Origin of the sequence: Calothrix sp. NIES-2098 (genome assembly GCF_963875125.1) — a bacterium.
Classification (GTDB): domain Bacteria; phylum Cyanobacteriota; class Cyanobacteriia; order Cyanobacteriales; family Nostocaceae; genus Aulosira.
In genome coordinates this window covers 295,654-307,369 of the sequence record NZ_CAWNKJ010000001.1, presented here as the reverse complement: position 1 = coordinate 307,369, position 11,716 = coordinate 295,654, and the positions used below count along the sequence as shown (strand labels likewise).

The following is an 11,716-nucleotide window of genomic DNA, read 5'->3' as shown; positions in this document are numbered from 1 at the left end:
GGTTTTAAAGTTTGTATCTGTTAGTTGATTTGGGCAAAATTGGGATTATGCCAATATATATTGGCGAATTTTATCGGCAATTTTTTGACTGTCACTGTCAGCAGTCACTAGTTCAATTTGTTCTGCTGTAGACACCCCTACCCCCAATTCAATCGCTCTGCGGATCTGTTCTAACTGCCAAATAGATCCTCGTGCTACGTGATTTGTTGTGCCTAAAGAGCGCAACATTCCTAAAGCAACAACATCCATAGCGATCCGATCTGTACTTGCCAAAATTACGTTTGCTGGCACCTTCTTACCGAAATCCGGCCCCCCGTTGACAAAAGCTTCGACACCATCCATCAACACAAAAGTAGGCTGATAGACAGCATTAATTTCGGCGATCATCGGTTGCATATGGGGTGAAGTATGCAGATCGCGCATATAGTTAAATGGATCTCCGGGAACATACTTCGCTACCATGCCTACGGTATTTTTTAGGCACAGGGTATAATGCGCTTGCTGATGAGTTTTTAGACAACAGGTAGTGACAACTGCTTCTGCTTCTAGAACGGGACGGGCAAAGGCGAAACCTGCTTGCCAGTGAGTTCCTTGTGAAGAAAAGTATTGCCACTGCGCAGTAGGCAACTCATCCAACACGATCGCCTCTAGCCCATAGCGATCTGCCAGTTTAAAAACTCCTTTCATTTCCATCGCCTGACGGGTGTCTGCCATACCAGAGCGATCGCCGATAGTAATTTTTCCTGCGCCAGCATTTTGTAGCTCTTGCACCAAAGCTTCTAATAATTTGGTATCTGTAGCTGCTGGAGCCGGATCGGCAGTATTGTAGTTAGGCTTGAGGAAAATGCTTTTTCCCTGAACACCGTTGGGTTGCAACAAATCGAGAGCGCGGCGCGTTCCCGATACCCGATCTTCGTCGTAGACTATGACAACTTTGCTCACACCATTCGGCGGTGGTAATGGCACCACTTTCTTGGCATTAGCATTCTTGGCATGAGTAGCATTCAAAATCGATCCAGATGTTTTCAGGGTGTGCAGAACGGAGTTAGGGGAAAAACCAGATGTTTTCAGAGTAGAAAAAATATAGGGAGAAATTGCTGCTCCCGCTGCTAGTCCAGCCAAGCGAAGGAAATTACGCCTTTTGTGTTTGAGATGGAGGGAATGAATACGCATAACACTGCTTGTCAAAGAAATGCTTTCTGTCTAGCTATATGAGGAATTTGATTTAGAACAGACTTGCGCATACAGGTTTTAGGCAATTTTTATGATTTATATTTAGCTTTGCAATCAAATACTATGCCTATAGCCGGATTTAATTAAGGAGGTTGAGATTTTAAATATTAAATAACTATCGAAAATCAAGATTTAAAATCTCAACTTGCAGCCAAAATTGTTAAATGCGAATGAAATTACTTGGCACATCAAACTTGGGAGTTTCACCAGGAGAATAAACAGCTTGGTCTTCTGTATTGCTGAGAATGATTGCTCCCGCACCAATAATATTTTCTTTGCCGATATGAATATAATTGCGGACGGTAGCATTCAAACCGAGAAAAGTGTATTCTTCGATAATTGCGCCACCACCAAGTACAACATTAGAAGTTAAGAAGCAATGATCTTTAATGACGCAGTGGTGACTGACATGATTTGCACCAAACAGCAGACAGTTGTTACCAATGGCAGAAAAAGGTTGGATGACGCTATGTTCAAAGATGAAGGAGTTTTCCCCCACTGGTGTACCGTGATAAGATGCTTGAGAACTGATATAAGTAATAAAACTATAGCCGCGCTTTTTGGCATCTAAATATTTTTCTGCCCGCAATTTGTTGACATTTTTATAACTAATGGCAACGAACAATTTATATTCAGAAGGTGGATAATACTTTTCCAGTTTTTCATAGGGAACCAGTGGTAGACCATGAAAACTATCTGCCTGAAGATAAGCTTCATCAACAGTAAATGCTACTACTTCATGTTCAGAATCATGGGTGAGATAGAAGTGAACTATTTCTGCAATCTCACTAGTACCAAAAATCACAACTTGCGCCATAACACAACTCCCTTCTACTGTTGATGAACGATTAAGCGATCGCACTTTGAACTGATAACATTAGCTGCAAGCATCAGCCAACTTGGGTCTGGTTCTACACCATTGGCCCAAGCTATTAATGTTGCTGGTAGATTTGCGCCAGCACAATGTGAAAATGGGTAGCCTCCACCAAAGCGGGGGTTTAATTCTAAGACGTAGCAACCTTGAGAATTCACAATTACATCACAGTCAAGATTGCCAATATGACTGAGATTCTGCGCTAGTTGCTGACCGATAGTTTGTAGTTTTTCATTTGCAACTGTGACTGCGCGATCGGTCTCTCCTGCGCGCATACCCAACTTACGTTTCACAAAAGTTGTGATATAGTTACCATCTAAATCATTAATGATATCTAGACCGTATTCTTCACCTAATACTCGCTCTTGAATTAGAATACAATTTTCAATATCAGTTGCACTAATATCTGCAAGAACTGTGCGATGTAATTTTTTTGCTACATAGCGATAAGCTAATTCTAATTCTTCACGATCCTCTGGATATTCAATGCCAATTGATGCACTCCCCCAGCGAGGTTTGACTACTAAAGGAAAGGTTATTTCTCCTCTTTGAATGGCTGCTTGGGCTGCGCTGAGAGAAACATAAGTTTTTGGCGAAGAAATATCGTTATTCTCTAAAAATCGAAAAGTAGCAAACTTATCAAAACAAATTTCTATAACCTCTGGAGAAGAAACAACTGGAATAGTGCCTATTTTCAGAAATAGCTCGCGTTGTTTTGCTAAGTAGGGTAATTCTAAATCGTTCAGCGGCACTAACAAACGTATCTGTTTTTGCTGACAGATATCTAATAACCTCTCAAAGTAATCGCTGTGATAAATAGGCGGTAACAAAATACCTTCATCTGCTTCTTGTAAAGCTGGCGCTTCTAGACTAGAATCAACAGCAAATACTTGTCCGCGATTTCCTAGTGCTTCTTGAAAGGATTTCAACAGATAGTTGCGTCGTCCTGCACAAGTTAATATGACATTCATAGCAAGTTTTTACCTCTTATAGGATATAGGTAGAAAACACATCCTGAGAAGTTTCGCGCCGTCTAATTAGTGAATAATCGTCGAGAATAGAGTCATAGCTAATAATAGGAGGATTGGGTCTAATAAATGGTGGTTTAAAAACTACAGTATAGGCACCAATGTTCTCAAAAACCACGTAATCTCCTATAGCTATTTCTCCAGAATATTCCTTGTATAAACAATCATGTTCCATACAAGTATATCCAACTATGTCCACTGTCCCTACAAGTTTTTTATTGTTATTTTCATCGTTTTGATAAATTTTGAAAGACAGAGTTTTATCGGTTCCGGTTGGCTTGACGTTGTGGATGCTACCAACTACTAGGGCGATTTGGCGCGATCGCACTGTTTTTAAGCCTACGACTTTAGCTGCAAATTTCAACACATCGGAAACAATCGCTACTCCTGGCTCAATAATTAGTTCGGGGCCAGAGTTACCGGGATATCTGCTTTTTAATTGAGGTGCAACAGCTGCGGCGTATTCCTGATAATTGGGAATATAAAAATCAAATTGACTTCTTAAATCTTCAGTCATTTTGCCAAAGAAACCACCACCGATATCAATAAATCTTGGTTGTTTATCCTGAAAATAATAGTCAGTTAATTCCAAAATTTTCTGAGTACGACGCGCATAGGATTCTGTGCTTCTTGATGATGTAGAAATGTGGCAATGTAGCCCATCAACAGTACAATTCTGGAATTCTGTGAGTCGTTTAAAAGCACGATCGAGTTCGCCTGCTGCAACATCAAACCCAAATCGAGATATCCGATGCTCACCGATATCAAAATTACATCTCAAGCCTACAGCTATCTGCTTTTCTGGTAATCTTTGTGCTAAAGCTGTAACTATTTCAACTTCTTCTAAACAGTCCAAGTTGACTGTAGAACCAGCTAAGATAGCGTTTTCAATATCTTGTTGCTGCTTCAACGGCCCGTTAAAAATAATTCTGCTTGCTGGTACGCCGATAGCGATCGCTAAATCATACTCCATTTGGGAAACAACTTCGGCATACCCTCCCATAGAATGCACCGTTTGGCATAATTTGGGAATGTAGTTAGTTTTATAAGAATATCCTATGTTGGTATTTGGATAAATTGCGCGGAAACTCTCAAGAAAGTCTTTATAGTTATTTTCAAATTGTCTGAGATCCAGAATAAAAAAAGAGTCTCCGTATTCTTGCTCTAAATTTTGTAATGTTTGCCAAGTAAGTGTCATTTTAAAATTATTTTTTGAAACTATATGTAACATTGCCTGCAAACGCTTGAGCAAAAGTTTGTTGAGAAATGCCTCTATTTTCTTTTGCCTTCATTCCAGAATTTTCTTGAATAAAGAAGTATGAAGTGGAAAAGATAAATTAATACCTCATACTTCAGGTTTCCGTGGAGACTAATTAATTATTCCCCATAAATTCTTCCATCGTGGTGTCATGATTAGCGTGGCTAATTCCTTCTTTTTTAAGTACTTTCCATACCGTCAAAAACAGTATTTTTAAATCAAGCCACCAACTCCAATTATCGATATACCAAATATCTAGTTTGAATCGCTCTTGCCAAGAAATAGAATTGCGACCGTTAACTTGTGCCCAACCGGTAATCCCAGGCTTGACTTCATGACGGCGGGCTTGTTCGGGTGTGTAGCGGTCAAGATACTTGACCATTAAAGGACGCGGGCCAACGAAACTCATGTCACCCTTGAGAACATTCAACAGTTGGGGAAGTTCATCTAAACTGGTTTTTCGCAGAAATTTACCGAAAGATGTGAGGCGTTTTGCATCGGGTAAAAGATTACCGTTAGCATCGCGCTCATTGGTCATAGTGCGAAACTTGTAGAATTTAAAAATACGTCCGTTTTGACCGGGACGAGGTTGGGCAAAAATCACAGGACTACCCATGCGGTAGTAAATAGCGATCGCCACAATTACAATTACAGGTAGGCACAGAATGAGCGCGATCGCCGCTACAACTTTATCTAATACAAATTTGATTAATCTACTATAGTCAGTAGAATCAACACCTTGAAAATTCTCAGTAATCATAGATACATCCTTTTTGTCAGCAAAAATAAAAGTAGTTAATCGTTAAGTCCTATTCCAATCAAGCGAGCAGTAGCAATCACTTAACAGCCAAAGATGCTTTTGTTACTACAGGCTCTGTGAATGTCGCCTTTGCATACAAAGCTTCGTGCAGCTTAATAACCTGGCGGAGATCGTAGTTAGCCATACGTTTTCGTCCGCGCTGGCCCATCAGGCGAGCCTCTTGTGAATGCTCTAATACCCAAGCGATCGCTTTTGTAAATCCGGCGATATCTCCGACTTTTACCAGCAGCCCACAGTCTTCTGCCAACAAGTCTTCAATTCCCCGAATAGATGCCCCAATGACTGGAACTTCCAGACACATAGACTCCATGACACTTCTTGGCAGTCCCTCTTGTTCGGAAGCCAGCACAGTAGCTGTCGCCGCCCGCATTAACGTGGGAATATCTTTGCGGAATCCTAAAAAGCGAACTTGATTTTGTACCCCTAGTTGAGTTGCTAACTCTTGCACTTCTGCCATTAGCGGCCCATCTCCGGCAAAAGCCAAGCAGACATCAGACCGACCGAGGCGAGCAAATGCTCTTAAAACATCTTGAGGATGTTTGCGGGGTATGAACTCAGCCACTGACAGCAACAGTTGAGTCTCTGGTGCTAAACCTAATTCCCGGCGCACTCTTTCTACTTCCGCCTGTGAAATAGCCTCAGGATTGTAATACTGCAAATCTACCCCCACACCTGGCATATAGTGGATGCGATCGCTGGAGATCAGTTGGTAGCGCTTGGCGGCTTCCTCGTCTTCACGATTCATCACTACTAAACGGTCTGTCCAATTTGCTGCCAGCTTCTCCAATGCCAAGAACGCGGCATTTCTTAAGGGTTTGCCATCACGATAGAAGTGAAAGCCGTGAGCAGTATAGACTACTTGAGCTGAAAGCTGCTTTCTTAAATTCCTCAGAGCATAGCGAGTCACAAAAGCTGCTACAGGCGTGTGGACGTGAACTATGTCATATTGCTGCTGCTGCATCACCTCTTGGATGATTTGGGGCGCAACGAGTAGATTCCGCGGATCTAGCGGGTTGCGCGACCACTGCACATCCCAGACGCGATCGAAAGCCTCTACACACTCAGCACTGGCAGAAATTCCACAAGCCATTGCATCTACCAACCAGCCTTGGGCACGGAAGTGCTGAGAAAAAGGCAGGAGGAAAGCGCATAAGGTATCTGGAATTGTTGTCACCATTAACAGTTTGTTCATTGATTTGCTTCCACCTCCTTGGGGGTTGCCGTTTTTTGATTCATTGTCATCATCTAAGTTGTCCTTGATTCCTAACGTTTCTGGGTCAATAACCAAGCTTCTGTTTTCTCGCGCACGTAGCTATAAAACTTAATTCGCCGCGCTCGGAGAACTTCATCTATGTATTCTTGAGCTTTTTCCAGGTTGCGAGCTGACATCCGCGCCATGCGCTCTGGGTCAGTCACTACGGCGCGAATTTTCTCGGCTAAAGCAGCCACGTCGCCAGGTGGCACCATATTCTCCGGCTCTAGGAGTTCGGGTATGCCACCTACTGTCGAGCCAATGCAAGGTAGCCCACGAGCCATTGCTTCAATAAACGCTTTTGGTAAGCCTTCTTGATGAGAGGGTAATACGAACAGATCTGCTCGATCCAACTGCTGAATGACGGCATCTCTACTAGGTAACTGACCGCAAAAATGAACTCGCTGACCCAAACCTTTAGCTTCAGCTAGTGCCTGCATTTCTTTGCGATAATTGCCGTCTCCCACCCAAATCAACCGGAGGTCTAGTCCCGCTTCTACGCAGATATCAATGGCATTAATTAATACATCTGGTGCTTTATACAGTTGAGCCAGCGTACCCACGCTAACTAAAGTAAATTGTTTGGCATTTGGCTGCGGCGATCGCGGCGCAGTCACAAAAGCCGACTTCGGCAAATCAATACTCGAAAAGTGAGTAGAAAATGCCTCTTTTGCGGGAGGATATCGACGTTGCAAAGAATGCTCTGTGACATATGCCGCAGCCGTAGCCTGGGCACAATGACGTTGCAATGTCCGCATAAACCATCTGCGGAAAATTGGTCTGAGGGGATGCCGATAAGCACCAGGTGCAAAGACATCATAGGGATCGCCCACAACCTCAACCCCGTATGGTCTTTGAGGTTCTAAACAGCGCCAAACCAATCCACCAATGTCACAGGGTAAACGCATATGTATAGCTTGAGCGTTGACCAGTGCTGCCCGAACAGCTTTTTTGACGCGGGTATAGTTCTGGGCAAATCCCAACGCACCTTGATAATCGGGTATTGGCAATGGCTTAATTCCTGGCCCTGAAGCTTTGTTCCATCCAGGCGGCGGTGATTCGTGTGGTTTGGCACGCACTAACAGATGAACTTCATCGTAGACATCTAAATATCGAGACCAGAATTGATAGTTTAAAGACTGATTGGGCGTCCAGAGGATACCATCACTTGTAATCGCAAATCGGGCGGTAGCTGTTACTAATACATTCATATACATTCATATATTGTTAATAAAAGTTGATACTGTTTTGTTAAAGCATTTGGTTTTTGGAACTAGACAAAAGATTTGTAAATCTCTGTTAGTCCTTTGGCACTATTCTCAATTGAAAAGTTATTGATTATCCGAGTTCGCCCCGCATGAGCAAGTTGCTCGGCATACTGGCGATCGCGGAGAATTTCAATGGTAGATTTAGCCATGCCATCAATATCTTCTACATCGTGCAATATCGCCGTTTCGCGATCGCGAACTGCTTCTATCAAACCGGGTATTTTTGAGCCGACAATTGGCAGTCCAGCAGCACTAGCTTCCAGAGAGACTACTGGCAACCCTTCATGAAAAGAGGGTAGTAAAAAAACATTAGACTTGCTCATCAATGAGGGTACATCGTCACGCAGCCCTAGTAATCGAACTGCATTTTCCAGCCCACGTTTAGCTATAGTTTCCTCAATTAAACTTTGAAGAGGCCCTTCTCCTACTAACAGCAATTTTGCGTTAGGAATCTGTTCTAAAACTCGCTCAAATATAGACAAAAGTCCTAGGTGATTTTTCTGCTCTATCAAACGCCCTACATGCAGCAGAAGCGGCGTATCTCCAGGCCAACCAAAGGAACGGCGTAACTCAGCACATTCTTCAGGAGTTGATAGCTCCGGAATATTCACACCATAATACAAAATGCGATAAGGAATTTGAATATTTTTCTCAAACGTAGCCAGACTGTTAATTACTCCCTGAGAACAACCTGTCACCAGATGAGAATGGTGAAGTGCATAGCGAACGCTAACCATCGCGTAAACTGACCGCAATTCCCGAATCAAGAAAGTGCGAGTTAACGGCGTTTGGGGAGTAAAAAAATTCGTGTTGTGAAAAGAAGTAATGACGGGAATTCCTAATTGACGACCTAGCCAAACAGCAAGACCGCTGTAAGCTTCTAAATGGTTGTGCAGGATCTGGTAATTTCCCTCAGTTAAAATACGTTTGAGTTTCTGAATGAAACCAACATGAGCAAAACTTAATTGACAGTGCAACACCTGTGCACCTAATTGTTCGGCAATTCCTGCTAGTGGGCCTACATCTTGCCCCTTGCAGCAAAAATCCATTTCCCACTCCTTGCGGGGAATTTGACGCAACATAGAAAGTAGCCAAATCTCAATTCCGCCCCTGTTTAAACTATGAATTAGATGAAGAACTTTTGGCATATTGCTAACCCACCTTTTTATTTATTTAGTTTCTACCGCTACCTCATACTTATAGAGAAGTTTCAAAACACTAGAACAAAGTAACTATAAAGAAGACAGCCTATAAATTTTTGCTATTTATTATTAAACTTACTAACAGTAGACATAGAAATTTATCTACTACCTTTCAATTTTATTACTCGATCGAAGCTCAGATAATTACTGTCTAAATTTCCCATTAATTGCTTTTTAGAACTGACAAAAAGTACTAAGGAAGGAACACCTCCTACTGTTACTAAAAAATATATAAGATTATCTAGATCGCCGATCAAAATTGTAAAACTAAAATTGATGAGCATTGGCATCAAAAGTAAGCGAGTATCGAATCGCGAAAAACTCATCATCGAACGTTGAATAGCTCCCACAATTAAGCCAAGCGCTATATATCCAAAGGGAACAGCATAGGGGCCAAAGTTGAGCATTGTTTCGCCTGCAATTCCGTAAACCCTAGAAGATACCCATACTTTAGGAATAAAGGAACCCTTTCCATAAAGCAGTTCTGTTCCTTCCTTAGATTTATTAGGTGGCTTTTCTGGAAAAGGCCAAAGTTGCCCTGGAATGAGAATAGTAAAGGCAGCAAAATAAGTTCTACCCCATGCATATTCGTAATCGCTATCATGGCGCATTATCCGGTAAAGCATATAAGCATGAATATCAGTTCTTCCTAAATCTCCAAATACTAAAGTTTCCCAATCTCTGCCTTTTTCTGCGACATATTCTTGACGAGCTTCTTGTCCTTGTAAAGCTGTTTGAACTCCTTCAATTCCTCCTGATTTTAAGAAACCATAAAAGTACATAAATAATATTAAAAATACTAAACTAATTAAGATTTGTTTTTTACTAATTTTCTTGAGCCAGAAATGAATCATTCCTGCCGCCCAAAATAATGCCCATACTGTATTACTGCGGCTGCCACGAAGTCCGCCAAATAGTAATTTGACGAAAAAGAAGACGATTAAAACAGTTATCAATACAGGCCACGATTGCAATCTTTTTTTATCGCGGGCATAGACCGTAAATGCCATCATGGCTAAATTGGGAAAGCTTTCGCAAATCATCAATAGCCAGCCTTGACCTACACCAGCTTCAGTTTCTTTATCTGCAAAAGCATTGATATAGCCAATTAACCCTCCATACTGGATGTAAACCACTACCTGTAAAACACAACAAATAATTAGGGCAGCACCAACAACAAAAGGAAAACGTTGTCGATCGATCGTCCAAATTGTCTTACTTGATTGATGCTTGGCAGGGTTTGAATTCCCATTCCGAGAAATGCGATAGAGTAAAATACCTAATAAATTCAGAGTAGCCATGCCACCAACCCAAGGCCGCCAGTCTGGAGGTGGCGTTAGATCGCCACCTAGCCAATAGTCATAACTGACGTGAAGTAGAGGCGCTAAGAAGAAGAAATGCAGACCTAATAAACCCATAACGCCCACGGGGGAGAAGATATCTAACCGCCCCCGGAACCATTCAACAGCGTCAATACAAATTAAAATTCCACATAATGTCACGGGAATGAGAAACCAATGGAGAAATTGGTTGGTAGTTTGCAAGAAGCCCACTAATGTCAGCAGACAGAGAAAAATCGAAATAATTACACTGTCTGGATAGGCTGTTTTTGGGTGGAGGTGTGCGCGATTCATACCACAACCTCCTGAGATATTTGAGCTTGATAAATCTTCTCTAAGTCCTTAACACAGGTTTCGATGCTGAACTTACTATTTGCCATTATTGCTAAAGCATCAGATTGACTAATGGCAGGTGCTGTATTTCGCCAAGCTAAAATTACTTCCGCCCATTTAGCAGCTGGTTCATTTAGAGATAGTCGCTGCACTAGAGGTTGGATGACATCGCCTTCTTCTGGAACCACATTGGAAATCACACTGCGTAACCCAGCCGCTTGTGCTTCTAAGCGCACATTTCCCAGACCCTCAAACAGTGATGGAAACAGAAAAATATCCATAGCACCTAACATAAGTCGGGGAATATCAGACCGGACACCAGCAAAAATGACGCGATCGCTTAAACCCAACTGCTGGGCTTTTTGTTCCATTTCTGGGCGCAGCGAACCATCTCCCACTAATAACAGGCGCATTTTTGGTTCTCTCTGAGCTAATTCTGCGGCAACGTCAAGGATAAATGTATGATTTTTAACTTCTACAAATCTGCCAATGTGACCAACAACAAAAACATCGGCAGGAATACCAAGTTCAGCGCGCACAGTTAGTTTATCCACTTCATCCCGAAATGGAGTCGGGTCAATGCAATAACCAATAACTCCCCAACGCGGATCGGTTTCGTTGGTTGAACCAAACAAAGCTGCTACTGCTTTGGGGTTAATTCCCAGACCTAGCGTGGCATAACGGTTAATCCAAGATTTCATCCAAGAGTAATATAAGCGGCGATTAAGCCCTCCCTTGGTTTCAATTGCAGAGGTATCTGTGTGACAGTGAGCAATGCGAATGGGTACACCTGCTTGCCAAGCTAAACGCATGACATAGCCACTGAACAGATGCACATGGCTATGGACAATATCGTAAGGACCGTAGTCGCGGAGAATGCGCTGAAAATTCAAGGCATAAGTCCACGGTCGAGATGTATGCGGACAGGGAATAATTTGGCTGTTAAGGGCGCGAATTTCGTCATCGTAAGCACAAGGCTGTGCTGTATGAACTAAAAAATCCATCTGGAAGCGATCGCGATCTATGTGGTGTAAAACTTGCATTAGCCAAGTTTCAATTCCACCCCGATTCATGCCACCCACAACGTGTAGTATGCGTTTTTTCATGA

At 42.3% G+C, this 11,716-nt stretch carries 10 protein-coding genes; all 10 read right to left on the bottom strand.

All coding sequences use genetic code 11. The annotated features are described in order from the left end of the window. Positions 1-45: 45 nt before the first annotated feature. Positions 46-1,173, bottom strand: coding sequence for a DUF362 domain-containing protein (locus AACU33_RS01190; RefSeq protein ID WP_096586668.1), 1,128 nt, complete (start codon positions 1,171-1,173; stop codon positions 46-48). Positions 1,174-1,393: 220 nt separating this feature from the next. After that, positions 1,394-2,050, bottom strand: coding sequence for an acetyltransferase (locus AACU33_RS01185; protein WP_096586667.1), 657 nt, complete (start codon positions 2,048-2,050; stop codon positions 1,394-1,396). 14 nt (positions 2,051-2,064) lie between these two features. After that, positions 2,065-3,078, bottom strand: coding sequence for an ATP-grasp domain-containing protein (locus AACU33_RS01180; protein ID WP_096586666.1), 1,014 nt, complete (start codon positions 3,076-3,078; stop codon positions 2,065-2,067). A gap of 16 nt (positions 3,079-3,094) precedes the next feature. Further along, positions 3,095-4,333, bottom strand: coding sequence for a hypothetical protein (locus AACU33_RS01175; RefSeq protein WP_339375685.1), 1,239 nt, complete (start codon positions 4,331-4,333; stop codon positions 3,095-3,097). Positions 4,334-4,508: 175 nt separating this feature from the next. Further along, a complete protein-coding gene (locus AACU33_RS01170) occupies positions 4,509-5,153 on the bottom strand; it encodes a sugar transferase (protein ID WP_096586664.1) in 645 nt (214 codons plus the stop codon). Positions 5,154-5,229: 76 nt separating this feature from the next. Next, on the bottom strand, positions 5,230-6,501 hold the full coding sequence (locus AACU33_RS01165; protein ID WP_339375684.1) for a glycosyltransferase: 1,272 nt from the start codon (positions 6,499-6,501) through the stop codon (positions 5,230-5,232). Beyond that, positions 6,477-7,676, bottom strand: coding sequence for a glycosyltransferase family 4 protein (locus AACU33_RS01160; protein WP_096586663.1), 1,200 nt, complete (start codon positions 7,674-7,676; stop codon positions 6,477-6,479). The genes AACU33_RS01165 and AACU33_RS01160 overlap by 25 nt, the downstream gene beginning before the upstream one ends. Positions 7,677-7,738: 62 nt before the next feature. Next, the gene (locus tag AACU33_RS01155; protein WP_096586662.1) at positions 7,739-8,881 is read right to left on the bottom strand and encodes a glycosyltransferase; all 1,143 of its coding nucleotides are present in this window, start codon (positions 8,879-8,881) and stop codon (positions 7,739-7,741) included. A 152-nt stretch (positions 8,882-9,033) separates the two neighbouring features. Next, on the bottom strand, positions 9,034-10,569 hold the full coding sequence (locus tag AACU33_RS01150) for a hypothetical protein (RefSeq protein WP_096586661.1): 1,536 nt from the start codon (positions 10,567-10,569) through the stop codon (positions 9,034-9,036). After that, on the bottom strand, positions 10,566-11,714 hold the full coding sequence (locus AACU33_RS01145) for a glycosyltransferase family 1 protein (protein WP_096586660.1): 1,149 nt from the start codon (positions 11,712-11,714) through the stop codon (positions 10,566-10,568). The genes AACU33_RS01150 and AACU33_RS01145 overlap by 4 nt, the downstream gene beginning before the upstream one ends. Positions 11,715-11,716 lie beyond the last annotated feature (2 nt).